General features: G+C 35.6%; 26 protein-coding genes and 3 pseudogenes. 21 read left to right on the forward strand and 8 right to left on the reverse strand.

Going from position 1 to position 26,001, the window contains the following annotated elements; translation table 11 throughout:
• The first annotated feature begins 304 nt into the window (after positions 1–304).
• Positions 305–1,264 (forward strand): D-2-hydroxyacid dehydrogenase, encoded by a 960-nt coding sequence (locus tag ABF682_RS00830; RefSeq protein WP_415618699.1) that lies wholly within the window; start codon positions 305–307, stop codon positions 1,262–1,264.
• 71 nt (positions 1,265–1,335) lie between these two features.
• Here the strand turns inward: ABF682_RS00830 and ABF682_RS00835 are convergent, their stop codons facing one another.
• Positions 1,336–1,629 (reverse strand): TSUP family transporter, encoded by a 294-nt coding sequence (locus ABF682_RS00835; RefSeq protein ID WP_415618700.1) that lies wholly within the window; start codon positions 1,627–1,629, stop codon positions 1,336–1,338.
• A gap of 291 nt (positions 1,630–1,920) precedes the next feature.
• On the opposite strand from ABF682_RS00835, the gene ABF682_RS00840 reads away from it, so the two are divergent.
• The 4 genes and pseudogenes from ABF682_RS00840 to ABF682_RS00855 all read left to right on the forward strand — a co-directional run bounded on the left by ABF682_RS00840 (position 1,921) and on the right by ABF682_RS00855 (position 3,215).
• The gene (locus ABF682_RS00840; RefSeq protein WP_415618701.1) at positions 1,921–2,202 is read left to right on the forward strand and encodes a type II toxin-antitoxin system Phd/YefM family antitoxin; all 282 of its coding nucleotides are present in this window, start codon (positions 1,921–1,923) and stop codon (positions 2,200–2,202) included.
• Positions 2,199–2,436, forward strand: a pseudogene (locus ABF682_RS00845) (type II toxin-antitoxin system YafQ family toxin). The gene ABF682_RS00840 and the pseudogene ABF682_RS00845 overlap by 4 nt, the downstream one beginning before the upstream one ends.
• Before the next feature lie 146 nt (positions 2,437–2,582).
• Positions 2,583–2,934, forward strand: a pseudogene (locus ABF682_RS00850) (type II toxin-antitoxin system RelE/ParE family toxin).
• Positions 2,931–3,215, forward strand: coding sequence for a helix-turn-helix domain-containing protein (locus tag ABF682_RS00855; RefSeq protein WP_415618702.1), 285 nt, complete (start codon positions 2,931–2,933; stop codon positions 3,213–3,215). Before ABF682_RS00850 ends, ABF682_RS00855 begins: the two are co-directional and overlap by 4 nt.
• Before the next feature lie 109 nt (positions 3,216–3,324).
• Here the strand turns inward: ABF682_RS00855 and ABF682_RS00860 are convergent, their stop codons facing one another.
• Positions 3,325–3,492 (reverse strand): hypothetical protein, encoded by a 168-nt coding sequence (locus ABF682_RS00860; RefSeq protein WP_415618703.1) that lies wholly within the window; start codon positions 3,490–3,492, stop codon positions 3,325–3,327.
• Between the two features lie 363 nt (positions 3,493–3,855).
• Entirely contained in the window at positions 3,856–4,398 is a 543-nt protein-coding gene (locus ABF682_RS00865; protein WP_415618704.1) for a hypothetical protein, read from the reverse strand.
• Positions 4,399–4,715: 317 nt separating this feature from the next.
• On the opposite strand from ABF682_RS00865, the gene ABF682_RS00870 reads away from it, so the two are divergent.
• Positions 4,716–5,240 carry a helix-turn-helix domain-containing protein gene (locus tag ABF682_RS00870; RefSeq protein WP_415618705.1) on the forward strand — a complete coding sequence of 175 codons (525 nt, stop codon included), beginning with the start codon at positions 4,716–4,718 and terminating at the stop codon, positions 5,238–5,240.
• A gap of 566 nt (positions 5,241–5,806) precedes the next feature.
• Here ABF682_RS00870 and ABF682_RS00875 read toward each other — a convergent pair.
• Complete coding sequence (locus ABF682_RS00875) at positions 5,807–6,229, reverse strand: helix-turn-helix domain-containing protein (RefSeq protein ID WP_415618706.1); 423 nt, start codon at positions 6,227–6,229, stop codon at positions 5,807–5,809.
• A gap of 365 nt (positions 6,230–6,594) precedes the next feature.
• Between ABF682_RS00875 and ABF682_RS00880 the strand changes: the two genes are divergently transcribed.
• From ABF682_RS00880 to ABF682_RS00895, 4 genes are all read left to right on the forward strand, one after another.
• Positions 6,595–7,092, forward strand: coding sequence for a hypothetical protein (locus ABF682_RS00880; protein WP_415618707.1), 498 nt, complete (start codon positions 6,595–6,597; stop codon positions 7,090–7,092).
• Positions 7,093–7,124: 32 nt separating this feature from the next.
• Entirely contained in the window at positions 7,125–7,298 is a 174-nt protein-coding gene (locus ABF682_RS00885; RefSeq protein ID WP_415618708.1) for a hypothetical protein, read from the forward strand.
• Positions 7,299–7,819: 521 nt separating this feature from the next.
• Positions 7,820–8,506 (forward strand): IS6 family transposase, encoded by a 687-nt coding sequence (locus tag ABF682_RS00890; RefSeq protein WP_415618709.1) that lies wholly within the window; start codon positions 7,820–7,822, stop codon positions 8,504–8,506.
• Positions 8,507–8,964: 458 nt separating this feature from the next.
• Positions 8,965–9,669 (forward strand): class I SAM-dependent methyltransferase, encoded by a 705-nt coding sequence (locus ABF682_RS00895; RefSeq protein ID WP_415618710.1) that lies wholly within the window; start codon positions 8,965–8,967, stop codon positions 9,667–9,669.
• A 7-nt stretch (positions 9,670–9,676) separates the two neighbouring features.
• Here the strand turns inward: ABF682_RS00895 and ABF682_RS00900 are convergent.
• A pseudogene (locus tag ABF682_RS00900) lies at positions 9,677–9,952 on the reverse strand (tyrosine-type recombinase/integrase); the annotation flags it as partial.
• Between the two features lie 141 nt (positions 9,953–10,093).
• Here ABF682_RS00900 and ABF682_RS00905 point away from each other — a divergent pair.
• The 5 genes from ABF682_RS00905 (at position 10,094) to ABF682_RS00925 (ending at position 12,120) form a co-directional block, all read left to right on the forward strand.
• On the forward strand, positions 10,094–10,405 hold the full coding sequence (locus ABF682_RS00905) for a hypothetical protein (RefSeq protein ID WP_415618711.1): 312 nt from the start codon (positions 10,094–10,096) through the stop codon (positions 10,403–10,405).
• A 2-nt stretch (positions 10,406–10,407) separates the two neighbouring features.
• A complete protein-coding gene (locus tag ABF682_RS00910) occupies positions 10,408–10,602 on the forward strand; it encodes a helix-turn-helix transcriptional regulator (RefSeq protein WP_289978765.1) in 195 nt (64 codons plus the stop codon).
• Positions 10,603–10,812: 210 nt separating this feature from the next.
• The gene (locus ABF682_RS00915) at positions 10,813–11,229 is read left to right on the forward strand and encodes a TetR/AcrR family transcriptional regulator (protein ID WP_415618712.1); all 417 of its coding nucleotides are present in this window, start codon (positions 10,813–10,815) and stop codon (positions 11,227–11,229) included.
• A gap of 10 nt (positions 11,230–11,239) precedes the next feature.
• Positions 11,240–11,590, forward strand: coding sequence for a PH domain-containing protein (locus ABF682_RS00920; RefSeq protein ID WP_415618713.1), 351 nt, complete (start codon positions 11,240–11,242; stop codon positions 11,588–11,590).
• A 293-nt stretch (positions 11,591–11,883) separates the two neighbouring features.
• Positions 11,884–12,120, forward strand: coding sequence for a hypothetical protein (locus ABF682_RS00925; RefSeq protein WP_289978761.1), 237 nt, complete (start codon positions 11,884–11,886; stop codon positions 12,118–12,120).
• 236 nt (positions 12,121–12,356) lie between these two features.
• On the opposite strand, the gene ABF682_RS00930 is transcribed toward ABF682_RS00925, so the two are convergent.
• The 3 genes from ABF682_RS00930 to ABF682_RS00940 form a co-directional block, all read right to left on the reverse strand.
• Positions 12,357–12,650, reverse strand: a complete 294-nt coding sequence (locus ABF682_RS00930) for a putative quinol monooxygenase (RefSeq protein ID WP_415618714.1) — start codon at positions 12,648–12,650, stop codon at positions 12,357–12,359.
• A gap of 289 nt (positions 12,651–12,939) precedes the next feature.
• Positions 12,940–13,257 (reverse strand): ArsR/SmtB family transcription factor, encoded by a 318-nt coding sequence (locus ABF682_RS00935; protein WP_415618715.1) that lies wholly within the window; start codon positions 13,255–13,257, stop codon positions 12,940–12,942.
• A gap of 118 nt (positions 13,258–13,375) precedes the next feature.
• Complete coding sequence (locus ABF682_RS00940; protein WP_415618716.1) at positions 13,376–14,317, reverse strand: nucleoside hydrolase; 942 nt, start codon at positions 14,315–14,317, stop codon at positions 13,376–13,378.
• A gap of 269 nt (positions 14,318–14,586) precedes the next feature.
• On the opposite strand from ABF682_RS00940, the gene ABF682_RS00945 reads away from it, so the two are divergent.
• The 6 genes from ABF682_RS00945 to ABF682_RS00970 all read left to right on the forward strand — a co-directional run bounded on the left by ABF682_RS00945 (position 14,587) and on the right by ABF682_RS00970 (position 25,680).
• Positions 14,587–15,573, forward strand: a complete 987-nt coding sequence (locus tag ABF682_RS00945) for a BMP family lipoprotein (protein WP_415618741.1) — start codon at positions 14,587–14,589, stop codon at positions 15,571–15,573.
• Positions 15,574–15,720: 147 nt separating this feature from the next.
• On the forward strand, positions 15,721–17,244 hold the full coding sequence (locus tag ABF682_RS00950) for an ABC transporter ATP-binding protein (RefSeq protein ID WP_415618742.1): 1,524 nt from the start codon (positions 15,721–15,723) through the stop codon (positions 17,242–17,244).
• Between the two features lie 12 nt (positions 17,245–17,256).
• A complete protein-coding gene (locus tag ABF682_RS00955) occupies positions 17,257–18,339 on the forward strand; it encodes an ABC transporter permease (RefSeq protein ID WP_289978754.1) in 1,083 nt (360 codons plus the stop codon).
• Positions 18,336–19,295: an ABC transporter permease gene (locus tag ABF682_RS00960; RefSeq protein WP_289978753.1), complete on the forward strand. Its 960-nt coding sequence runs from the start codon at positions 18,336–18,338 to the stop codon at positions 19,293–19,295. The genes ABF682_RS00955 and ABF682_RS00960 overlap by 4 nt, the downstream gene beginning before the upstream one ends.
• 475 nt (positions 19,296–19,770) lie before the next feature.
• Complete coding sequence (gene gltB / locus ABF682_RS00965; protein WP_415618717.1) at positions 19,771–24,243, forward strand: glutamate synthase large subunit; 4,473 nt, start codon at positions 19,771–19,773, stop codon at positions 24,241–24,243.
• Between the two features lie 12 nt (positions 24,244–24,255).
• Positions 24,256–25,680 carry a glutamate synthase subunit beta gene (locus ABF682_RS00970; protein ID WP_415618718.1) on the forward strand — a complete coding sequence of 475 codons (1,425 nt, stop codon included), beginning with the start codon at positions 24,256–24,258 and terminating at the stop codon, positions 25,678–25,680.
• Positions 25,681–26,001: the final 321 nt, after the last annotated feature.

Below are 26,001 nucleotides of genomic sequence, written 5' to 3' on the forward strand. Positions count from 1 at the left end.
TGTTGAAAATAACTGTTTACTATATTAAATCTATGCTTTACTGAGAAATAAATATTTAAAGAACCAAAAAAATTATTAGGGTAAAGCAGCAAAATTTTTACTAACAAAGATCAACAAACAGATAATCTAACAAAATTGCCAAATTAGCAACGACATCAATTAATAATTACGGCAGAAAACAAAGAATTAAATAAATCTGTGCAAAAACTAGGCGACTTTCCTGAACCTTCTAAGCCATTTCAAAAACAACAAGTAATCCGAACAGAATGCAGGCAAAACACTAAAAAGATAAGGGGTTAATACTATGAAAATTGTTCTTTTAGATGGGTATGAATTAAATAAGGATTTAGATTGGGGTTTATTGCAAGAATTGGGTGATTGTACTTTATACGATCGTACGCCAGTTAATGATAAAAATGAGATTATAAAACGAATTAACTCTGCCGAAATTGTCATTACACATAAAACTCCACTAGATGAGGAAGTGATTAGTCAAGCGCCACAACTAAAATATATTGGCATTATGGGTACTGGTTATGATGTAGTTGATATTAAGAGTGCTCACAAGAATAAGGTTGTGGTGACTAACATCCCCACATATGCAAGTGACGCAGTAGCGCAATTTACTTTTTCATTACTATTAGAAGTAACTAGCCAAGTTGGGTTACATAACCGGCTTGTTCATGAAAATAAATGGGCACAGGTTCCTGATTTTACTTTTTGGGATAAGTCGTTATTGGAATTAAAAGGTAAAACTTTAGGATTAATCGGTTATGGACATATTGCGCAAAAAGTTGCTAAATTAGGACATGCCTTTTCTATGAAAGTTATTTTTTACAATCATCGTCCTAAAAACGTAACAGAAACATGGGCTAAACAAGTACCTTTAGATGAACTTTTAAAAAGAGCAGACGTGATTAGCTTGCATGTGATCCAAACACCTGAGACCATTAATTTAATTAATAAAGATAGTCTTGATAAAATGAAAAAGGGAGTCATTTTACTGAATACAGCAAGAGGTAAATTAGTTAATGAAACAGATCTTACAAATGCTTTAAATAAAGACAAAATTTATGCTTATGCCACTGATGTTGTGCAAAAAGAACCTATTGCTAAGAGTAATCCCTTGCTAAAAGCCAAAAATTGTTATATTACTCCACATATTGCTTGGGCACCACATGAAACGAGAGAACGATTGCTGGATATAACGATTGATAATATAAAAGCATATTTTTCAGATGAGCCACAAAATATTGTCTTATGAAAGAAATAAAAAATGGACAAACTAACGATATACGCTAATTCGTCCAAAAAATTGAAGGGTACCTTTTATATTTAGAATTGACAAAAAATAATATTTAAAACAGTAAAATTTCTAGATTCAGATGCTGAGTTAACGCATAAATGAATAACCAGTTTTAATCCCATCAAAATCAGAAACAGGCCCATAATTGGACGTAATACTAGCGTTACTTTCTGTGGATTTAACCGCGATAAAAATCGTGGAGCAATCGCTGAACCCAGTAACGCCCCAATCATTAATACAGCACCCATACCCCAAGCAGTGTGACCTTGAGTTGCATGCAAAAATAGACCTACGATAGAAGTAATGTTGAGGGGATAGGCCAAAAGTCAAACTTTCTCGACTTATGTCACAATCCCTTATGATACAATCAAACACAACTATAGTAAGAATAACTCTAATTACTAAAAAATTGCAAGATTAGATTGAGAACACTAATTAATTTTCCATCTAGTTAATTTGAAGGACTCGTACACAATAAATTATTTTGTAAGTAAACGCTGAATTGCTCTATAATTAATGTCCAGTTAAACTTGTTGCATAGTTTTAGCCCCTTAAAAAATTGATTTTTAGTACAAATTAAAGTACGATATTAAGTACAAAGAGAGGGTGGTAATATGACATTAGCATTAACACAGAGCGATTTTCGCGCTAACCTAAAAAAATATTTAGATCAAGTTAATGACGAAGACGAAACAGTTTATATTGCTCGTTCAAATAGTCGAGCAGTGGCCATCGTTTCGCAAGAAAAAATGGACTGGCTAGAAAGAGCATTAGAAGCTAAAGAAGGTTCGTTAGAATATGCAATTGCGCGTGATCAGTTAATTAAACGACATGTTTTACCTGATGATGAAATTGTTGAATCAAATGATGATTATTGGGGTCAGTTTAAAGCATGAAAAAACTAAGATTTAAACCACGTGCCACTTTTAATGCTGATCTAAAACGATTAGCCAGTTTAGATAAAACTATTATTGATGAAGTTCGAGCAGCCATTGACCTGTTGCTCGAACAACAACAATTACCACCAGAATTTGAGGATCATGAACTTAATCGGAATTCGAGTGGGTTCGCATGATCGTTTATTTCCTGGGCAAAATCGTTCTAAAAGGTATCGAAAAAATGGCGAATAAAAGAAGTCATTTATATTATATCAAAACAAATAACCCCTAATATCTTGATTATAGGTATTATAGGTTATTTTGTCTAACCTGCTTGGAGCAAAGAGTTGTAAAATAAAATGTTTGCCTTTTGATAGCAAGTAAGCTATCGTTAAACCATAAAAAAACTAGAATTTGATTACTATGACTGAAATGAATTTAAACAATTTTTAGCTCAACTACCTGATAAAGACGCTGCCAAATTAATTGCGACCATTCAAAATATTGAAAATAACGGTTTAATTATCGCAGAGCAGCAATTATGGGTTAAAAAAACTGGAAAACAATCTCTATGAGATTCGTTCTAAGAGGGCTTCAAATATTCAGAGAGCTATCTATTTCCATGTACAAGGATCTCAATACTTAATCACAAATACGTTCACCAAAAAAACGCAAAAAACATCAGAAAGTGAAAAGAAGATTGCTCGAAATCGACGCAGCCAGTATTTTAACAAGGAGGACCAACAATGAGTAAAATTGATGAATATGGTGCTGAAAGAAGTAAAAACAATCCTGATTTTGCACAACTCGTTGAACAAGAGAATATTAACTTAGAGGTAGCGGTTAAAGTTCGTGATCTCCGTGAAAATATGGGTATGAGCCAACGTGAATTTGCTAGTCTAATTGGTAAACCACAATCAACCATTGCTAGAATTGAAAATGGATCAATGAATGCTTCGACCAAGGTATTGTCTGAGATCGCTCAGGCAACTAACCAACGATTAACAATTCAATTCAGCCCCGTTTTTTAAGGGCCATTAATATCGATAGAATAATAATATTTTTGAGGGGTTATTTGGTAATTATAGACCCTATGATATTCCTACCGATAATTTTATGTAGATAAGGCTACATTGAATTCTACTGTTTGTTTTTTTTTTTATAAAATCCAAGAATTATTGAAGGAATAAAGTAAATAGGTGGTGCTAAGACATACCAGATTGATGAAACATTAAGAATTAACAACAATAGCAAGGTCAGAATAGCAAGTATAGCGTAGAAATAATCTTTTTTATAAAAATTGTGCATATTGAACCTCCTAAATAGATAATTTAACTTACCCAGTGATAATAATGTGCATGAGCTTTAACAAATGAAAAGGGTTACCATGACTTAGTTCTACCTAGTATGAAATCCTTTTTAAAATTGACAAATAAGTAGCTTTTCTATTCTTTATTAGTTTTAAATAACTAATTATCTGGCTATTAGAGAGAACGATGTGTTTCTTTTTGGCATAATCCTTCTACATACTATTATACCTGTTGATACTAATAAAATTATTGTTAACTGAGATAATGAGATTAAGTCGAAAACATAGTGAAATGCAAAAATTAAGGCAACATATAAAATTGCGATCAATGAAAAAAGATCAAACTTCATATTAAAACCACCTTACTGTTTTCGAATTGAATAGGTTAAAGCCCAAGTTATATTTGCAACAATTCCTCGGTTACTTCTATGATTAACATAGCTTATATCGCTTGCAAATTTCCAAGCGTATGCAAAACCAGTTCCGTTAGGAACACCACCGATTCCGCCTAGTACAGCTCCAGCAATAATACCAGCTCCAGCGTTAAGAGCAGCATCACTATTTAATTTATCAATCCATAAATTAGTCGCATATGTACTTGTATATCTTTTTTTACCCCACCAGTAAGTTATGTCCTTAGTTACTCCTCCCTGAACATAAAAATTAGAATCGGAAGAATTAACTAATTCACCATTACTTTGAACAGTGTATTTCCCTGAGTGAAGATCATTATTCAAAGTATTGATATGTGATGAAAAGGTACTTACAATGCTTTGTTTTGTTAAATTTGCTGACAAACCTTTTAGGTACATCAACATCTGCGTGTACAGATACTGATGATGCAACCGTATTACTGTAATTGGCATAAACATAATTACAGATTCCTTGAATGTTTTTTCATACATGTTTCCCCAAATATTTACTTTATCAGAAATTAAAAGCATTCATTTACAGTTCTATTTTTTTGCTAATTACCACTTCGTCTATTCCAAAAAATGATAGAATAGTTATACATAGAATGAGCCTTTTGTTAGAACTTGTTTATCTGATATATTTGCCTCTTAATTATTTTCCAAGTTTGTAATCTGCATGCAAGTTACATTTAAATTTTAACAAGTCATTCTCTTTTTTAAAGAACGCAATAATTTACATACATTAATGTAAATTATGAGTTTACCTAATAGTTATTAATTTTTTATAGAAAAAGAATGGAGACAAAAGTATGAGCTATATGGCTACTAAACTAAAAAATGCACGTCAATCAAATGGATTCTCCCAAAATGAAATTGCTACTATTTTGCATATTTCAAGACAATCTATTTCAAAATGGGAAAATGATAGAGGTTATCCTGATTTGGATAACTTGATTGCATTGAGTGATCTTTATAAAATATCAATTGATGAATTACTAAAAGAAAATGAGCAGCTAAAAGATAAAATCGAGGAAAATAATACCAAAATTAATGAAAAAAGAAAAACTTTAAAATTAGTAAACACCAGACTATACCAAAATAAAGATGAAGGTATATTACTATTTATTGCCGCTGTTATTTCAGCATTAATTCCATTTTTAGGAATAATTGTGCCTTTTTATATATTATGGCGTAATAACAAATACAACAGTTTTTATAAAACTATTATCATTGCGTCAGTTTTAGTTATTTTGGTCAGTTCATATAATATATATGCTTTCACCGTAGAAAACTGGTTGATACCTTCGCAAACTACGGTGGTAAAAGTTAAATAACGGTTACTATTATCTTATGGCTAGAATATTTCAGCCGGAGACCATACATACTAGTTAGTATTCCTATTTTTTGTGTTATATGCAGAGTATATTGATAATTGGAGTCTTTAGTAAGATATACCTTGATTAAATGGCCAGTTAAGGCGTGGACATCAATATTAGTGACTTTTTTAATCACAGCATCAGAAGTACTTACGTTGCAACTAGCTTTCCATACAAAACTTGTTGTGTGACTGACGTGAAATGTATCAGCCTTTCCTGTAGTTTTGTTTGATTCAATACAGAAAACAAAGGATATTAGAACAATAGCTATATAAATACAAATTTTTTTCATCTATCTCCCCCCTTCTTATAGGGTAGATAGATGAAGTAAGGAACATAAGGAACGTTCTTTTTACATGAGAACCAATAGGTTTACGTAGTTAATTTTTCATAGTCGGTCAACTGACGTAACCCATGTTAAATAAGGATTACGTCAGGAATATTTTTTCAAATCAAAACCAATGAAAAATCACATCGGTTATTAACGATGTGATTTTTGTATGGCTTATTTTTAATTATAGGCCCTAAATGTATATTGTAAGGGCTATAATTAATAATTTTACTACGTTAAATAAAACACAAGTTTTACTTGTGGGGGTTAAAAAAGCTTTAGCGATAAAAACTTCCTTTCGATAATATCTATTCTCTTTCTTATTTCTATACAAAACATACATGGGTAAAAATATTTCTAGGAATGGTATTAGAGCAGCAACTCCAGTCGACACAAATAAAATAACGCCTTCGTATTCACTTTTTTCCGGAGATTTTTGTAACTTTAATTTTTCTTCTGAATTAAATAATGAATCCAATGGTATTTTATACCGTTTACTAAGCTCCACAAGATTATCGGTTTCGAGATACCCTCTCCCATTCTCCCACTTTGAAACATATTTTCTTGTAACACCTAATTTTACAGCAATATCATTTTGAGATAAATTCACACGCAATCTTGATTTTTTAGTAGTTCAGGTTTTAACATACACAATCCTTTTCGAGGTAAACACGTTGTTACCTCAATGTAAACCATTAGTTTCTTATAGACTCATTCTTATCATTGTACTATAGAAATACGCGATCGATACTTTAGCTAAAGTAAATAATAATAAAATAAAAGAAGTTAGAAAAGTATATCACTTATCAAAAAAATTTCATGCTTTTTATTATTTCTTGCAGCATTTCTTGTAATCGTTCAGTGGATTGTTACAAAAGAAATGTCTGTTGAGCAAAATACAATTATTACAAGAATAATTGTATTTGATTTAATTTCTCAATCATTTTTACTACAGTTATTACTATAATAAAGGAGAATCCTATGAAAATAAATAAAATATTTTCTCGTACCCTGATCACTATTACGGTGATTCCGTTATTAATGAATTTCTTGATGGCCGTTCAGCCAAAATCAGTTACACCCTTTGTAACACATGTTAGTGCAGCCACAGTAAACACAAAGCCATCTACTATAAAAGCAAGAGGCTATTATGGAGGAATTAAGGCAACTTTTTACTATTCAAAGGAACAAGTTAAAGCCTTAATTCCACATATTGATAAGAGAAACTATTATCTTGACGGATTTGGGACTTGGAGTGCCTTGATTACTGCTCCAATAAAACAGTTGGGGGGCCTAGGACGCACTGCGTTTGCACTTTGGGGGATAGCTATTTATTTGACTAAACCGACCCGTGTCAATTTTTATAACCATTTAGTTACAGCTAAGAATAAAGGAAAAGGTTTAGAATGGAGTGGTATAAATTGGTATAATGATGGTAATAATAGCCCTTGGCAAAATATTGTTTATAATTATCGTTAATGAATAATATCTACTAGGGAGGTGACTAGACAATGAAAAATGAAACATATATATCTATCTTGATTGCATCATTGTTATTTCCTGCTGCTTTTTGGCTCATAACATTTGTTGACTATCCTGAACAAGTTAACGCAACAATAGGAATCACAATATTAGCCATGCCGGTTATTGCCTTTTCTACTTACAAGATTTTAAAAAATAAATAACACAATAAGGAATAACCTATTCTAATAATTATAAGGCATCTGTTTTTTCCAACATTTAGTCATTTGCTGATATATAGAAAAACCAACGAATCTGGTGCAAAAATTCTCGATTTGATTTAATTTTAGGTATAATCCCCCCAAGTTGTTCGACTTAAACTTGCGCATTGCAGTTATAACAGTTTTGCCTTGTTTTTCATCGTTTTCCACGATATAACGATGAAATATTGTCAACCAATTTGATACGCGAGCATTTGAGATGGTATTTTATCAACGCCGTCTGTTAATAGATCGTGTTGCTGATTTAAGATATCATTCAACAAGATTGTTTTGAGGAAGAACATCATGAGTGGAAAACAAGCTTTAATCATCATAGATGTTCAATATGCATTTTTAGATAAAAAATGGCGACACTTCGACTAATAAATAAACATTACAATTGGATAATCTTGAAGGTTCTGGTGCAAAAATTTTCAGTTTAACTTATTTCGGGTATAATTAGCCTAAAAAGTAGGGTAGCTATGATGAAAAATTATTTTAAAGGGCGGCATTTCCAGAAAGATATTATTTTGGTAGCCGTTGGCTACTATTTCAGATTTGCATTGAGCTATCGTGACATCGTTGAAATCCTACGCGATCGTGGAATTGCGGTTCATCATACGACTGTTATGCGCTGGGTTCACTATTATGGCCCACTATTCAAAATATTATGGTATAAACAACGCTGCTCGCATAATCAAAGTTGGCGGGTGGATGAGACCTACATCAAAATCAAAGGTCAATGGTGTTACTTCTATCGTGCTATTGACAGTCATGGATTAACCCTAGATTTTGAACTACGAAAACATCGTGATTATCAGTCAGCTTATCATTTTTTGAAGAGATTACTGAGGACCTATGGTCGCCCTAATTGTCTAGTTACTGATCAATATGGAGCCACCTTAAAAGCAATTAAGCAAGTGATTAAAGATGGATTATTAACGAAAGAAAAACACCAATGTTCTAAATACCGAAATAATTTAATTGAACAAGATCATCGACTAATCAAGCGTGTATTAGTGAAGTCTGCAAGCTTTCAAACACTACTAACAGCAGCGAAAACATTAAGCGGAATTGAGATAATGCACCAATTACATAAAACAAGCCAAAGGGAACCGAATTTCTTTGGCTTTTCGTCGTTGCAATCGTTGAATGAATTAATAGCTGGTTAATACTATACGTAAGATTAACGTGAAGTTTACAAGGCTAATTTTTTGGATAAGGACTTGATACTATCATTAGACAAATTAGCATAATTTAAATTAGCTTGACTGATAACTTGCTTACCAAGTCTTTGTTCAATCTTATTTTTTTGTCTTTAATTTTTTGATTGAGGGTTTTTAACTTAGTTTCTTGTTTTTGAATTGATGTTTACACCATAAGATAACCTCCTAGTTAAATTAAAAAGATAATAGTACACTAAAACTAATCAATGGGAAATCAGAAGACCAAGTGAAATGAGGTCAATGCGCACTTACACCCCACCATAATCTGGTGGGAGCTTTGTGCTTAAAATGCGTCTCAGAAGTTACCTTCGGCAACAACTAAAAAATAATTCACTTTATCCAAAATCAATTTGATTCAATATGGTATGCTTTAAAGGATAAATACATTAATATAGGAGTTTTTAATGAAAAGTATTAGAGAGATAGATGCACCAATAGGATTGGCTTTTTTCTTTGGCCCAGCTTTAATTATTGGAATTGTTATGTTAATAAGTGGTTTTAACACTGTTTCAGCCATTATGGTCTTAGTATTAATTTTGTGCGGGCTTAAATATATGCACACCTCCATAATTGGCAAGTATAGAATAATGCAATCTATTGTTAACAGTATTCATTTAAAAAACGACAGTAAGATATTAGATGCTGGGTGTGGTCACGGTGCCTTTATGTTGCAATTTAACAAACAAGCAGCAAGCATAAGTGAAATAATAGGAATTGATATCTGGAGTAACAAGGATCAGGGAAGCAATTCAATTGAAGCTACTCAAAAAATAATAGACAGTAGTAATTTGTCTAACAAAGCGAAGCTAAAAACAGCTAATATCTTAGACATGCCATTCAACGATAATGAATTTGATCTGATTATATCTAGTTTGGTACTGCATAATATTAAGCCATTTGAGAAACGAAAAGAAGCGCTTGTAAACATAGCAAGAGTTCAAAAACAAAAAGGCCAGTTGGTAATTATGGATATAGGATACGAAACTAGTAAATATGTGCGTATTCTTAAAGACTTGGAATATCAAAACGTTAATATTGTGAATGCTGGGTACAACGGTTGGTGGGGTACCCCGATGGTTCCAACTTTTGTAATAACTGCGACCAAATAAAAAATTGCTAACCAAAATCGATTTGATCCAGCATGGTTTCTTGGTTAGCTTGATCTAAGCGCGTCATAGCTTCGCTGGAATGATTCAACAAGTGCATGACTAGGCCAATATTGTAATTGGATTGCGTATAAACGCGATAAGCACCTGTTTTACGCATGGTATGAGTACCTAGATAATTAATTCCTAATAGATCACCAACCTTACTCATGGTTTTGTAGAACTGATTTTCAGTGATATGGCGCCCTGGGTATTGAATCGAAGGAAAGAGCCATTCTTGTGCCAATAACATATTTGAGCTGTTTAATTTGTAAGTACTGAAATGTAATATTGAATTAACATTTGCAATAGTGCACTCATTACTGTAAAATATGTTTTACAATATGACTATTGTTTTTAACATTTTAAAAAAGGGGATATTTATCTAATGATTAGTATTTTAAGTGGCTGGTTAATAGAAACAACAATAGGAATTTTAGTAATAGGAATACTTTCCTTCTTTGTAGGTAAAAAACCAATCAGCCAGAAAAAGGTTGAAGAATTGGAGTTTTTAATTAGAACTAAAGCAATTACATTTTCATGGATTGGATTAATGATGACACTTGCGTTTTCTGCTTTTGGTAATCTTTTTGATCCTGAGTTGTCTAATTATTCTAGATGGGATCCAATCTTTTATATTGGGTTAAGTCTAATCCTTTATATGATTAGCTATTCCATCAATAAAAGGAAGTATTCATAATTTTGAAGAACAATATATACGAGCAACGAGTACTAAAAAGATGGTCTCAACAAAAGTTAGCAGAAGCCTGTAATGTTTCTAGACAGACAATAAATGCTATTGAGAAGCAAAAATATTCACCTTCCTTAGAACTAGCTTTCAAATTAGCCAAGGTATTTGATACAAAGGTTGATGAATTATTCTATGAATCAGATTAATTACTTAGAGGGCTGAGTCAAAAGTTAAATTTTGATTCAGCCCTCTATTTATCATGAATAAACGTGTTTCATAAGTCAAAATACTCCGCCTAACTTTGTCATAACATGCCAAATCAAACCTAACTAAGGTCTCTTTACACTTTAATCTAGTACAGATATGAGTTGCTTAATTTCAAGGTCTATTTGTAAGCTATCCTCCGCAGAATCAATTTGTTATATATTTATTTGACTAATCAGTCAAATAAATATATAATTCGTTTTATGGGAAGAAAAAAAAGTTTTGACACAAGCGATGTTCTTTCTCAAATTGGGCAATTGTTTATAGAAAAAGGGTATAATGGCACGTCACTAGATGACATTGTTGAACGTACAGGACTTCTTCGAGGTAGTTTGTATGCAACATTTGGAAGTAAGCAGGGTATGTTTATTTCTGCTCTCAAATTAAGCTTAGAAGGGAGTAACAATCAATTAAAATGGGGGCTTCTTATAGTGGCAATGCTAGAGGTGACATCTAGAAATACAAAAGTATACGATCTTGTCCAAACTTGGTATACAGAACATCAAAACGAAAAGATAGCAGAAAAAATAGGCTTAGAATTATTAAAACATAGTGGATTAATAAAGTGAGGTAGCTAAAATGTTAAATATAGTAAAAATACAAAATCATAAGTTATTAGTGGCTCCACAAGGTATTAACAAAATAGCGGCATTAAAAAATAAAATAGAAATTCCAATGCAACATGTGCTTGGGGCTTCTATTGATACGGGAATTCTAAATGATAGCAAGGGACTAAGGGCACCAGGCACATCTCTTCCAGGTTATTGGGCTGGTAGTTTTAAAAAAGATGGTGAAGAAAGCTTTTTTAATATTAAAAGAGAGAATAAACCAGTAGTAATTCAGTTAAAAAATGAAAAGTATACTCGTTTAGTTTTAGGAGTTGATAAGCCTGAAGATATTGTTGATTTAATTAACAACAATATTAATTAAATACTATATCTAAAGAAAGATCTGTATCTTCATTTGGCACAAACTGCGATTTCAGATACCAGCGCCCGTTTAGTCCCAATAGTTACATGGGAATGTGTGTAACGGCGCTCGGATAATTGAAAAACACTAACATAGTAGACAAGTCTGGCTTTACTGATATAAATTTATTAAGTTTAAGAGTAGTGAGGATATTCATACACGCAAAAAAAGATATTTTAAAGGGGGGCATTCTCTAATATAATTTTCGAATTACGTAGGTAAAGTAATAAGGAAACTAGATGGGGGGAGTAATTATGGCAGTTAAAACAAAAGAAGTTAAAGTTAATGGTTGGGCAATTATCACTAATGAGGATAGTAATGTTCTTGTTAGCGATACTGGTATTGTAGGTGTTACCAGTCCAACTGATATTACCGACGTTATCGTAATTATTTTGAAAGACAACGAAGTGGAGTTAGGTCGCATGTTTTACGGTGCAAAAGTAAAGGTTTCAACAAACAAAGAAGTAACAATTTTATTTGATGAAGAATAGCAAAGATAGTTAAATAGGAGACTTAACAGGTATAGGTAATTATTCGTTATGAAATTAGTATTGTCTGTAAAGATGTTACCTTTGGGAGTGGAATTTGACTCCATCTCTCTATTTATTTCTTATAAACATGTCCATAAGCCAAAATTTGAGTACTAACTTTGTACTACCTTAATAACTCAGCATATAATTTGCAAATAAGCCTTTATCTCTTCTTGGGCTTAAATACTTTCTAAGTTTTAACCCTCTGTATCAGTTACAGCAACATTAATTTTACAATCTTCAACTAAATATGTTCCAATATTTTTGAGAAAATCTTGCAGATGATCTGTTTTATTATGAGCCTCAACTGCAGCTTGATTAGCCCAATTTTCAACAATCATGAACTGGTTTTTTTGATATATATCCTCAAAATGGGAATAAAAAACATTTCCCTCATCCTGAAGAGATTTATTAACTAGATTTTCTACATATGTAAGATATTCTTCGCGTTTTGCAGGGATAACTTTTAAAAGAACATTAATAATAATCATAATAGTTCCGCCTTTCTTCGATACAGATATATTCTAGTATTTTTCAAAGGGTACTGCAAATATCCTATAATAAGTTAAGCACGTTTATTCGTACTAAATTGAGGGACCAGACCAAAATTTAACTTTTGACCCAGTCCCAGCTTGAAGAATGTTATCTGTTAATTAGGATATTAAATACTAATCTAATGTTTAATATCTCTTTTTTTGTGCTTAAAATGACATGTATAGAGAAAGTAAAATTATTATCCTTTTAGAAAATAGAAGAAGGTACAGAAGTTTTTATAGTAACCTATAAATTTCCTTCACGGACATGTTCGCGAACCTGTTCAAAGATCGTAATAATATGCTGATCGGATAGTTCATAGTTGATTTTTTGACCATCACGAATCCCTTTCACTAGTCCAGTTTGACGCAAAAGCTTTAGTTGATGGGAGATGGCTGACTGTGTTATTCCAATTTCATCAGCAATTTCATTAACTGTCAAATTATTGTTGGATAGCAATGAAAGAATTTTATAGCGTGTTTGATCGCCGAATGCTTTGAATAGCTGTACGCTACGTTCTAGTTCAATGGTACTTGGTAAGTTATGTTCAGCTGATTTTGTCATTTAGTTCACCTTTAGGTAAGAATAAGTTTTATAGAAATCCCGATTTGAAATTATATCAGCTCATTATACCCCAAAATGAATAATATTAAAAAGGACAAACATAGATAATTAAATGGTTTCAGTCAACTTTTTTTGCTAACTTATCAATCAATGCGAAGAACTTTTCATTATCTACATCATATACAAGGTTTGCTTTGCGCCCATTTTCTGTTAAGAAAGTCCGTCCATCACTAGGAGTCTTGGTGCTGACATCACAGTGAACTTCTTTGGTTTTAACAAGACTTGAATCGTAGAAGTAACAAGTCGTTAAAACATCCCACAAATAATAGGTAGAATAAGTTTCAAAGAGGCCTAGTTCAGGAACAAAGGCATAGCTGTTGCCAATAAAGTCAAGGCCAGGATAGCGACGTTGCGCTGCCCAGTGTAAACGAACAGCTTGGGTTAATGGGACATTATTTGTACTTTCAAGACTAACTAAATCAATTTGGATATCTGAGTCAAAAACAGTCTTAACAGCCGCAGGGTCCCAAAAAGCATTCCATTCTTGTGTGTTGTCAGAGTCAGGTTCTTCAACGTTTCCTTTTTCTAAGAATGTACCGCCCATCCAAACAAGGCGCTTAATTTTTTCGGTAATACTTGAATCAAGTTCTAACGCACGAGCTAGGTCTGTTAATGGACCAGTAAAGACCAAAGTGACTTTATCTGGGGTATCTTGTAGTTTGTGAAGTAAGTCTAAATGAGCCGCTTCATCGGCTTCAGGAGTTATTATCTTGCCACTTTCATTGAGAATAGGCAATGCATTCTCGGAATATGTTGAAATACGCCATTCTTTTGGGAAAGGATGAACACCGCGAGAGTTTGAAGTTGCCACGGCTAGGTTAGCACCATGTCCAAAACGGTCTATGATTTTACGACTTGCCTGAACAGATGGTCCTACATAGCTATCTGCATCAACAGCTCCGACACCAATTAAATCAATGTTGTCCATTTGCAAAAGCAAGAATAAAGAAATTAGGTCATCGACGCCACCATCATGATTAAAATATACCTTTTCTGACATATGTTATTTAGACCTCCATAAAATATTTTAATTCAATGCAAAATGAATTATACAGAAAATGGTACCGTTCGTCAAAATAGATAATTATTCATAAGCTGACATCTTCTGTTAGAAAATGCTTTGTAAAAAGCGAACGATTACAAAAAAATTGTAAAAAACATATTGATTCTACATAACCAATTGTGTATACTTTAGATTATTAAGAAAATTATATTTTTGGGGGCTGTATTTTAGTGAAAAAAAGAGTCTTAGCAGTATTAGCAGCGACAATGATGGCAGGGGCAATTCTTGTGGGTTGTGGAAATAGTTCATCATCTAGCAAGGGAACAAAACATTCAGCAGCTTTGGTAACTGATGGCGGTGGGATCGATGATAAGTCATTTAATCAGTCGGCATGGGAAGGCTTAGAGAGCTGGGGAAAGAGTCACAATCTCCAAAAGGGTATTAATGGTTACAATTATGCTCAATCTACTGACGATTCAGACTTTTTGCCAAATATTAATAAATTAGTTAAGGCAAAATACGCAACAATCTTTGGAATTGGCTACAAGCTTGATAATGCTATTACAAAGGCTTCAAAAGCAAATCCCGATGTTAACTTTGCAATTATTGATTCAGTTGTAAGCAATCGTAAGAATGTAGCTTCTGTAACATTCAAGACAGAACAATCTTCATTCCTTGCGGGAGTTGCTGCAGCTAAAACAACAAAGACGAATAAAGTTGGTTTTATTGGTGGAATTCAAAGTGATGTTATTACAACATTCCAAAAGGGATTTGAGCAAGGTGTCAAAGCTGTAAATCCTAATATTAAAGTTGACGTTAAGTATGCTGGTTCATTTACAAAAGCTGATGTCGGTCAATCGTTAGCAACGGCAATGTATAACAATAATGAAGATGTTGTTTACCAAGCAGCTGGTGGGACTGGTGCTGGTGTCTTCACTGCTGCGAAGAATGTAGCAAAAAATGGTAAAAAAGTATGGGTTATCGGTGTTGATCAAGATCAAAAAGCCGATGGTAAATACAAAGGTGGTAACGTTACTTTAGCTTCTGCCATTAAAAAGGTTGGAACAGCCGTCAAGGACCTTTCGAATGATGCAATGAAGAACAAATTCCCTGGTGGGAAAACTGTGACTTATGATCTTAAGAGCAATGGTGTTGGACTTGTAAATGATAACATGTCTGCAAGTGCATGGAAGGCAGTTCAATCATATCAAGAGAAGATTGAAAATGGGACAATTGAGGTTAGCGCTAAATAATAGATTAAAGAATGGTTGCAATTGATAAATGCATTTTGGTACTATTAATTAACAATTGTTTGTATAAAATGGTGAAGTATTGGGGGGATTACCAATTCTTCACCATTTTAGTGCAGAGGGTGAACGATGAACTTTAAGGAGGATCACATGGAAGATTATGTCGTTGAGATGAGACACATCACGAAACAATTTGGTAGTTACAAAGCAAATAATGATATCTCATTACAATTAAAAAAAGGTGAAATATTAGCACTTTTAGGTGAAAATGGTGCGGGTAAGTCGACTTTGATGGGGATGCTTTCAGGTTTATTGGAACCAACTGATGGTGAAATATTAATTAATGGCAAAAGTGTCAAGATGGACAATCCCAGAAATGCTAAAAAATTGGGGATAGGGATGGTTCATCAGCATTTTATGCTAATCCCAGCATTTTCTGTACTTGAAAATATTATCCTCGGTGATGAACCTACGAAAGCAACAAGGATAGATTATCGAAAAGCGGCTAACGATATAGAAAAATTGGCAGAGAAATATCATTTGGATATTGATGTGAATGCAAAAGTTCGAGATATTACAGTTGGAATGCAGCAAAGAGTCGAAATTATGAAGGCATTGTACCGCAAAGCAAATATTTTTATTTTTGATGAGCCGACAGCGGCATTGACGCCTCAAGAAATCGAGCAGTTGATTAAAATTTTACGTGCACTTGCAGCAGAAGGTAACTCAGTTATATTTATCACGCACAAACTTAAAGAAATTAAGGAAGTTGCTGATCGTTGCGTAGTAATTAGAATGGGGAAAGTTGTTGAAACTGTTCAAGTTGCAGAGACAAAAGAAGAAACGCTTGCTGAAATGATGGTTGGCCGTAAAATTAACTTTGCAGTGGAAAAGGAAGAAACTGATAAGTCGAAGACGGTTTTAGCAGTTAGTAACTTGAGTGTTGAAGCCCATGGATTACTCAAAGTTAAGGATTTGAATTTGATTGTCCATAGTGGAGAAATTGTCGGTGTGGCCGGGGTTGATGGAAATGGTCAGAGTGAATTAATTGAAGCAATTACGGGCCTGCGTAAAATAAAAAAAGGATCCGTAGAGTTAAAAGGCAAGGCTTTGCAAAATCTTAATGCTCGTAAAATTTCAGAAGCTGGCATAGGTTGTATTCCAGAAGATCGGCAAAATGTTGGGTTAATACTTCCTTTTACAATTGCGGAGAATCTGGTTTTGAAAAGCTATCATAAAAAGCCTGCCAGTCAACATGGACTGTTGAATTATAAGAAAATTAATGAGATGGGCAGGCAACTCATTAAGTCTTTTGATATTCGTTCACAAAGTGAGAAAGAACTTGCGGGTGATCTTTCCGGAGGTAATCAACAAAAGGTAATTGTTGCAAGAGAAATTTCTGCTAGCCCAGATCTTTTAATTGCAGCTAATCCAACTCGTGGTGTTGATATAGGTGCTATTGAATATATACATGAGAAAATAATTGAGCAAAGAAATGCTGGTCGCGGAGTGCTTCTAATCAGCTTTGAACTCGATGAAATCTTGAAGCTTTCGGATCGGATTGTAGTAATGCATGAAGGCCAAATTGTGGGTGAGATTGACCCCAGACATACATCTAGCGAAGAACTTGGATTAATGATGGCTGGAAAAACACCAATCGAACAAGAAAGATAGGGGGAACATACAGTGCATACTAAATCACTTAAAGGATTGACGATACCGTTAGTTTCAGTTTTGGCCGGGTTTATAGTTGGGGCAATTTTGATGCTAATATTTGGATATGATCCGCTTCAGAATTACCAAAATCTATTGGTTGGGTCATTCGGTGGTGTTTATTCAATTGGTGAAACGCTGCGAAACATGATTTCTTTAATTTTAACTGCTTTGGGTTTTGCAGTAGCAAGTAAGGCTGGTTTTTTCAATATTGGAGGCCCAGGACAGTATCTGATTGGCTGGTTTGGTGCAATTGTTTTTACACTGAAGTTTTCATACTTGCCTGCAATCATTTTGATAATTGGAGCACTTTTGTGTGGTGCCTTAGCGGGTGGCTTATGGTCTATGGTTGCTGGGATCTTACGTGCATACTTTGGAACTAGTGAAGTTATTACCACAATTATGCTGAATTATATTGTTTTGTACATTGTTAATTTTGCGGTGAAGAGTTGGCTGGCTGGCAAAGGCAGTGATTCTTCACCAAACATTGCTGCTAAAGCAAATTTGAATACACCATTTTTACAACGTATTACCGATAATTCAACCTTTAATTGGGGTTTCTTTATTGCTTTGGCAGTTGTGGGTTTGGTTTGGTTTTACTTCAATAAAACTAAATCGGGGTTTGAGATTCAAGCCGTTGGGTTAAATGAATCGGCTTCGCAATATGCAGGTGTCAATGTAAAGAAAACAATCATTACTGCTATGCTAATTTCTGGTTTATTAGCAGGACTTGGTGGTGCTATTGATGGGTTGGGGAATTTTCAAAATATTTCAGTCTCTAATAACTTGCCTAATGTTGGCTATAATGGTATGGCTGTAGCATTGTTAGCAGCCGAAAATCCAATTGGAATTGTCTTTGCCGCACTACTTTTTTCAGCTTTACAAATTGGTGGTCTAAGTATTTCAGTATACTCTAATACTCCAAGTGAAATTGTTGATATAGTTATTGCTTCAATCATTTTCTTTGTCGGTATCAAGTATGCATTTGAGCTTATAGCTAAAAAGGGATGGTTCAAGCGTAAGAATAGGGAAGAGAAAGGTGGTGCTGAAAAATGAGTTTGACAACTATTTTAATGACAGTCTTTTCGACGACCTTTGTATATGCAGCACCTCTGATCTTCACTGCCCTAGGTGGAACCTTCTCTGAAAGAAGTGGTGTCGTTAACGTTGGTCTTGAAGGCATGATGATTATTGGAGCGTTTGGAAGCACGGTATTTAATTTAACTTTTGCAAGTACTTTTGGAAGCCTTACTCCGTGGATATCGTTGTTTATTGGTGCCTTATTCGGATTGGTGTTTTCATTGCTACATGCTATTGCGACTGTTACCTTTAGAGCCGACCACATTATTAGTGGGACGGTTTTGAATCTTATGGCACCAGCACTGGCAGTATTTCTTACAAGAGTTCTATATGAGGGCAAGGGACAAACACCTGTTATCAATCAGAGTATGGGCAGCTTTACCTTTCCAATCTTATCCAAGATACCGTTTGTGGGGAAGGTTTTATTCACGAATACATCACTTATCGCTTTTATTGCAATTATTGTTGGTGTTTTGTGCTGGTATTTCTTCTTCCGAACAAGTTTAGGGTTAAGAATGAGATCTGTTGGTGAGAATCCAATGGCTGCCGATACGTTAGGAATTAATGTAGTTAAGTATAAATACATGGGTGTTTTGATTTCGGGCTTCTTTGGCGGTATTGGCGGTGCTGTAATGGCACAGTCGATTACACTGAACTTCTCAGCAAGTACTATTTCAGGGCAGGGATTTATGTCGTTAGCAGCCATGATTTTTGGGAAATGGAATCCCCTAGGTGCGACAGGTGCAGCACTATTCTTTGGGTTAGCTCAGAGCTTACCAATTATAGGTGCCTACATTCCTGTGTTATCGCATGTTAATTCAGTTTGGTTCCAAATTGCACCTTATGCGATAACAATTATTGTTTTGGTAATTTTCTTAGGCAAAGCAGTTGCACCAGCTGCGGATGGTCAGAATTATATCAAAGGAAAGTAAACAGAAATTGTGGTTTAAATTAAATAGGATAATATGGAATGCAGCGGTAGAAATTAAGTGCTAATTTGAAAATAGACGAAAATCATTGATTTATGGAATATGTATTAGGAGGCTGGGTCAAAAGTTGAATTTTGATCTGGCCTCTTCCTATATGTAGTCAAATCTAATCTAAATTAAGTATAAAAACTAATTATAGTAATATCCACGATAAAATTAGAAGCAAATTAATGAATAAAATGTAAATTTATAGATAATTGTTCGTATTTTATGGAATAACAATGAGCTTGAAAAAATAGAAATGATAATTTCAGCTAATAATAATTAACATTTGATGTTAGATTTCTTTTGATTCCAAACAATAGAGGGATTAGTCTTGTGTTTTTATTATTTTATAACTAGAATTAAAAGAACATTAGAGTGTTTAATCGATATTTTATTTTATTGAAGTCAGATTGTTAGCAAGGTGGGAGTAAAGATGGAGAATTCCAATAATACGATGTATAGCCCATCCTTTGAGCACGATGCTTGTGGGATGGGATTTATTACCCAAATTGATGGGAAAGCAAGTCATGAATTAATCGAACGAGCGCTGATTATGTTGAAGAGAATGAATCATCGTGGTGGTACAGGCTCAGAGCCTGATACGGGGGATGGAGCAGGGATATTATTTGCGATGCCTGATAATTTTTTTAGAACATACGCTAATAAGCAGAAGATAAATTTGCCAGTTTTTGGTGAATACGCTGTTGGGATGTTCTTTTTACCGCAAAAACAGGCTGAAAAAGAAGCAATGCTCTCGTCTATTGAAGATGAAGTTAGCGATGCAGGATTTCGTGTTATTGGAGCAAGAGATGTTCCATACGTATATGAGAGCTGTGGACCAACAGCACAAAAAACGATGCCAGGTTTTGTGCAGGTAATCATTGGGAAACCATTTGATATAGCTCCAGGGAGAGAATATGAGGACTCCCTTTTTCGATTACGTAGGCACTTGGAAAAGACCTTCTCTGCTGAAGAATTTGCAATTGTAAGTTTATCAAGTAAGACCATCTGTTACAAAGGAATGCTGCATGCTTACCAAGTAGGAGAATTCTTTCCAGACTTACACGCTGAATCGATGGAATCTGCAATTGCATTGATTCATTCGCGTTTCTCTACCAATACTTTTCCGAGCTGGGAACGTGCACAGCCATTTAGATTTATTGCTCATAATGGTGAGATCAACACCTTGAAGAGAACTGAAAATTGGATGGTGAGTCATAATATAGAAATATATAACGATGAAGATTCTGATTCGGCTAAGTTAGAAAATTGTATGGAGTATCTGTACCGAAATGGTAGGGATATTCCACAAATTCTGTTGATGATGGTTCCAGAGGCTTGGGGCAAGGATGCCCACGTGTCTGCAAAGCAAGCAGCATTTGATGAATATAATGCAGGGTTTGTTGCCCCATGGGATGGCCCAGCAGCATTGTGTTTCACAGATGGGGTTCAAGTTGGTGCGGCACTGGATCGAAATGGATTACGACCATCGAGATATAATCTTGTAAAAGGCAACTTCTTGGTGGTTGCTTCTGAGTCAGGTGTTTATGATGTTGCACCAGAGGATATTATTGAAAAAGGAATCTTAGGACCTGCTGACATGATTCTTGTAGACACTAGTCAAGGCAAGTTCTACAGAACAGCAGAGATTAAAGAAAAATACTCAAGTAGTCAACCCTATACCAAGTGGCTTAAAGATGAACAATTAACGCTTGATGATCTATCAGAAGCAGACGTTGATGAAAACATCTCAGAAAGCGCACTGCGGACATTATGGAGACGTCATGGCTATACGGAAGATGTTATTCGTGATGCATTGATTCCAATGGCTCAAAAGGGTGAGGAACCAATTATTTCAATGGGATATGATTCTCCATTGGCTGTGTTAAGTAAGAAACCGCAGTCACTATTTACCTACTTTAAGCAGCAATTTGCACAGGTCACTAATCCGCCAATTGATGCAATTAGAGAGAAATTAGTTATTGGAACTGAGATGTTTCTTGGTGCAGACGGAGATATAACAAAGGATGTTCCTCTAAATGCAAAAAAAATCAAACTTGATTCACCAATTCTAAATGCGAAAGCATATGAGAAGTTAAGACATTTGAATGGGAAAAATGGGTTCAAGGCTGCTGTTGTAACAATTTGTTATGACATTGCAGGGCGACCGAACCGTTTAGAGCAGGCACTAGATGATATGTTCAAGGAAGCTGAGTCACAAATTGAGCAAGGTGCGAATCTGCTAATCTTGAGTGACCGCGGAGCAACAAGAGAACAATTGATTATTCCCGTATTGTTAGCTGTCTCAGGCTTGAATAATTATCTGGTACGTAAAGGAAAAAGAGAATTGGCGTCAATTATTGTTGACACGGGTGAGGCTTGTGAGATTCATCATTTTGCAACGTTACTTGGATATGGTGCATCAGCAATTCATCCGTATGGTGCCTATGCAACATTGCTTTCTTATAACCTAGGAGATAAGCTTGAAAGTTATCGAAAAGCGGCTGAAAAGGGAATCGTTAAGGTTATGAGTAGAATGGGAATTTCTACCATTATCGGTTATCAGGGTGCACAATTATTTGAAGCGGTTGGCCTTTCTGAGAAGGTAGTTAATAAGTATTTTACTGGGACTGAAAGTCGGATTGGTGGGTTATCTTTAAACCAAATTGAAGAGGAATATCTAGTTAGGTATCGTAAAGCATTTAATACAAGAGCGATTGAAGACTTGCCGTCAGGCGGGAGTTTCAAGTATCGGCGTGATGGAGAACATCACCTGTATAATCCCTTGACGATGTACAAGTTTCAACAAGCTGTCCGCACAGGCGACTATGCGATTTATAGGGAATATGTTGAAGATGTGAGGAAAGAAGAGCAAGATTCACCAACTACTCTTCGTTCACTATGGGAGATTAAAGGAGGAACGCACGATGCGGTGCCATTGTCTGAAGTCGAGCCAGTCAGCCAAATTGTGAAAAGATTCAAGGCGGGGGCAATGAGTTTTGGTTCTCTCTCTAAAGAAGCACATGAATGTATCGCACAGGCGATGAATGAATTAAATGCTAAGAGTAATAGTGGTGAGGGCGGGGAAAACCGTGCAAGATTTAAGCTGCAGCCAGATGGAAGAAATCTCAATAGTAAGATCAAACAAGTTGCATCAGCAAGGTTTGGCGTGAATGCTGAATACTTGATGAGTGCTGAAGAACTGCAAATTAAAGTTGCTCAAGGGGCAAAACCTGGAGAAGGTGGACAACTTCCTGGAACTAAGAATTTTCCATGGGTTGCAGAAATTCGTGGTTCTGTTCCTGGAGTGCGCCTGATTTCACCACCACCTCATCATGATATTTATTCAATTGAGGACTTGAAACAGTTGATTCATGATTTGAAGCAGATTAATCCTTTTGCAAAGGTAACTGTCAAACTCGTATCAAGTACAGGTGTAGGAACAATTGCTACAGGAGTTGTCAAGTCCGGAGCGGATAAGGTAACCATTAGTGGATATGATGGAGGAACAGGTGCTGCTCCGCGTAATTCTGTTAGGGATGCGGGACTTCCATGGGAAATGGGATTGGCGGAAGCTCATCAGACACTTGCTTTAAATAATTTGAGGCAGCGAACAACAATTGAAACAGATGGCAAGTTAATGACGGGCCGGGATGTTGCAATTGCAATTATGCTTGGTGCGGAAGAGTTCAGCTTTGCCTCATTAGTTTTAGTATCCATAGGATGTATTATGATGCGCGTATGCAGTGTTAATACATGTCCAACAGGAATAGCAACGCAGAATCCAGGATTACGTAAGTTATTTATTGGTAAACCGGAGCATGTCAAGAACTGCATGCGATTCATCGCCCAAGATTTACGTGAGGAAATGGCTTCTTTGGGATATCGGACGATTGATGAATTGGTAGGACATACTGAAAATATTACTCCACGCTTTATTGCTAAAGGGAAAGCTAAGTCACTTGATTTCTCCAGAATCTTAAGTACATCTGTTGGAATTGAACGCAAATCAGTTGACCCATTTGTCCCTAAGTATCAATGGCCAGAACTGAATGCTTTTGCCGAAATGGCACTGGCAAGTGAACAGCCTGTTGTTATTAAGCAGCCAATTAATAATCGAATGCGGACTGTTGGAGCAAGAATGGGTGGATGGATTGCACAACGCTTTGGCAATGAAGGTCTACCTGCCGGACAGCTTAAATTTGAATATACTGGAGTGGCTGGTCAAAGTTTTGGCGCATTCATTACTCGTGGGTTAGAACTAGATCTAACAGGGGAAGCAAACGACTATGTTGGCAAAGGTTTAAGCGGTGGTCGATTGGTTGTTCGCGCACCCAAAGTTGCCCAACAGCTTTATAGCAATGCCCCAATTGTCGGCAATGTTGCTTGTTTTGGTGCCACTGGCGGTGAAGCATTTTTTAACGGACGAGCAGGTGAACGTTTCTGTGTTAGGAACTCGGGTGCACATGTGGTTGCCGAGGGAATTGGCGATCATGGTTGTGAGTACATGACTAATGGAATTGCGATGATTTTAGGCTCAACCGGAAGGAACTTTGGAGCTGGAATGTCTGGTGGGATTGCATATGTATACGATCCAGCGGGAAGTTTCCCACAACAATGTAATTTGGAAATGATTGAGTTGTTTGAGATTGATAATGAGCAGGATAAAAAGATTGTCAAAGACTTACTGCGTAAACATTTTAGATACACTGATTCGCAAAAAGCCAAGTTTATATTGGATAATTGGGAAGTAGAAGCAGGTCATTTTGTAAAGGTATATCCTAAAGAATTCAGACATATCAATGAGATTATGGCTAAATATGCAAGCAAAAATGTTACTGACGAAGAGCTGAAGCAAAAAGCATTTGACGAAATTGTGGGTGTTCAGCCAACTATCATGAAGTAAGGAGGAACGAAAATGGCAGATCCGTTTGGTTTTTTGAAATACCCGCGTGTAGATAACCCCACACGTTCTGTGGAAGATCGAATTAAAGACTTTGCAGAAATGCAGAACTCACTTAGTGATGAAGAACGACGCAAGCAAGCTGCTCGCTGTATGAACTGCGGAGTTCCGCATTGTCATGCAGGTTTCTTCTATGCTGGTGGTAAGGCTGTTAGTGGATGCCCTAATGATAATCTGATTCCAGAATGGAATGATTTGGTATACCGGAGTGAGGATAAGCGGGCCTTTGAACGACTAACCAAAACTAACCCACTTCCTGAGTTTACTGGGAGGGTGTGTCCAGCACCTTGTGAAGCTGCTTGTAATGAAGCACTTCATGGTAAAGGAATTACAATTAAAGATAACGAAAAATTTATTATTGAGCAAGGTTTTAAATTTGATTGGGTCAGAGAAAGCGGGATACCACTCCACAGAAATGGCATCAAGATTGCGATTGTCGGCAGTGGACCGGCTGGCTTGTCAGCCGCTTGGCAGCTAAACAAGTATGGTTATGATGTAACTGTATTTGAAAGAGACGATTGTCCAGGTGGATTAGCAATGTACGGAATTCCCAATATGAAGTTGCCTAAAGATATTGTTGCGCGCCGAATTAAGGTGATGGAAGATGTTGGAATAAAGTTTGTTGTGAACACCAATGTCGGAGTTGACATTACTGCCGATGAACTCAAGGAGAGTTATGCTAGAGTATTATTAACCGTCGGTGCACGCCAAGCTCGAGACATTAATGGTGAAGGCCGCGAGTTAAAGGGGATTATGCAGGCACTTGATTATCTTACCTTGGCTACCAAAGAAGTTTTACAAGATGGTGTAGCTGCAAGCCAGAAATTAGCGGGTAAGAAGGTTCTGATTGTTGGTGGTGGTGATACTGCAACTGATTGTATTGCTACAGCAGTGCGACAAGGGGCAACAGATATTAAACAGCTTGAGATCAGTCGACAGCCACCTCTGAAAAGACGAACAAGCAATCCTTGGCCAGAATGGCCGATTGTTTCAAAGAAAGGTTACGGTCAAAAGGAAGCGGATAGTGTAATCAAGGAAGACCTGACTATCTATGAAACAACTGCAATTGGTTTTAAAGGTAGAAGTGGGAAGCTTAGAAAGACTGTTATAAGCAAAGCGCGGTTGTACAAACCAGTTCCGGGAACTGAAAAGGAACTAGAAGCAGACTTTGTAGTGATTGCTCTTGGTTTTACTGGTGCTGAACAATCGGTGATTGATGCTTTTGATATTACCGAAATAAATAAAGACTTTACAACAGATCAAGAAAGAGTCTATGTGGCTGGAGATGCCCGTCGTGGTGCTAGCCTTGTAATTTGGGGTATCTATGAGGGCCGAATGGCTGCGGATATGATTGATCAGTCTTGTCAGGTTAAGGTGTAAAAAAAGATTTTATTGGTTTCATGTGAAACAAAGGTTATTGTAAATGAGTGCGTATCGTAAACTGAAAAAATTTTGATGTATAAAATATATTTATTCGTAATAGTTAGAGGGGCAGATTAAAAGAATTTTAATTTGATCCCTTTTTGTAGTGTACTGAAAATAAGCTAGATTGTTGTTTTGAAAATTAACTGATGGGCGAATAAATAGTATCAGAATTACGAATAATTTCGTGTTAAAATAAGAATGGAAAGTAAAAACACGGTTCGGTTGGTAGTCCGGACATAGCGATTCGGCTATCAGTAACCTGCCTCCTTGGTTGTC

It is taken from the genome of Liquorilactobacillus sp. (assembly GCF_047719775.1).
Lineage (GTDB): Bacteria > Bacillota > Bacilli > Lactobacillales > Lactobacillaceae > Liquorilactobacillus.

Bases quoted from the DNA above. Each gene is read 5' to 3' on its own strand.
- ABF682_RS00950 (WP_415618742.1), top strand. From the start codon at position 15,721: ATGGAAGATTATGTCGTTGAGATGAGACACATCACGAAACAATTTGGT.
- ABF682_RS00885 (WP_415618708.1), top strand. From the start codon at position 7,125: ATGAAAAATGAAACATATATATCTATCTTGATTGCATCATTGTTATTT.
- ABF682_RS00935 (WP_415618715.1), bottom strand. From the start codon at position 13,257: ATGACAAAATCAGCTGAACATAACTTACCAAGTACCATTGAACTAGAA.
- ABF682_RS00920 (WP_415618713.1), top strand. From the start codon at position 11,240: ATGTTAAATATAGTAAAAATACAAAATCATAAGTTATTAGTGGCTCCA.
- ABF682_RS00930 (WP_415618714.1), bottom strand. From the start codon at position 12,650: ATGATTATTATTAATGTTCTTTTAAAAGTTATCCCTGCAAAACGCGAA.
- ABF682_RS00970 (WP_415618718.1), top strand. From the start codon at position 24,256: ATGGCAGATCCGTTTGGTTTTTTGAAATACCCGCGTGTAGATAACCCC.
- ABF682_RS00945 (WP_415618741.1), top strand. From the start codon at position 14,587: ATGATGGCAGGGGCAATTCTTGTGGGTTGTGGAAATAGTTCATCATCT.
- ABF682_RS00855 (WP_415618702.1), top strand. From the start codon at position 2,931: ATGAGTAAAATTGATGAATATGGTGCTGAAAGAAGTAAAAACAATCCT.
- ABF682_RS00830 (WP_415618699.1), top strand. From the start codon at position 305: ATGAAAATTGTTCTTTTAGATGGGTATGAATTAAATAAGGATTTAGAT.
- ABF682_RS00860 (WP_415618703.1), bottom strand. From the start codon at position 3,492: ATGCACAATTTTTATAAAAAAGATTATTTCTACGCTATACTTGCTATT.
- gltB (WP_415618717.1), top strand. From the start codon at position 19,771: ATGGAGAATTCCAATAATACGATGTATAGCCCATCCTTTGAGCACGAT.
- ABF682_RS00905 (WP_415618711.1), top strand. From the start codon at position 10,094: ATGATTAGTATTTTAAGTGGCTGGTTAATAGAAACAACAATAGGAATT.
- ABF682_RS00960 (WP_289978753.1), top strand. From the start codon at position 18,336: ATGAGTTTGACAACTATTTTAATGACAGTCTTTTCGACGACCTTTGTA.
- ABF682_RS00940 (WP_415618716.1), bottom strand. From the start codon at position 14,317: ATGTCAGAAAAGGTATATTTTAATCATGATGGTGGCGTCGATGACCTA.
- ABF682_RS00880 (WP_415618707.1), top strand. From the start codon at position 6,595: ATGAAAATAAATAAAATATTTTCTCGTACCCTGATCACTATTACGGTG.
- ABF682_RS00890 (WP_415618709.1), top strand. From the start codon at position 7,820: ATGAAAAATTATTTTAAAGGGCGGCATTTCCAGAAAGATATTATTTTG.
- ABF682_RS00870 (WP_415618705.1), top strand. From the start codon at position 4,716: ATGAGCTATATGGCTACTAAACTAAAAAATGCACGTCAATCAAATGGA.
- ABF682_RS00840 (WP_415618701.1), top strand. From the start codon at position 1,921: ATGACATTAGCATTAACACAGAGCGATTTTCGCGCTAACCTAAAAAAA.
- ABF682_RS00895 (WP_415618710.1), top strand. From the start codon at position 8,965: ATGAAAAGTATTAGAGAGATAGATGCACCAATAGGATTGGCTTTTTTC.
- ABF682_RS00865 (WP_415618704.1), bottom strand. From the start codon at position 4,398: ATGTATGAAAAAACATTCAAGGAATCTGTAATTATGTTTATGCCAATT.
- ABF682_RS00925 (WP_289978761.1), top strand. From the start codon at position 11,884: ATGGCAGTTAAAACAAAAGAAGTTAAAGTTAATGGTTGGGCAATTATC.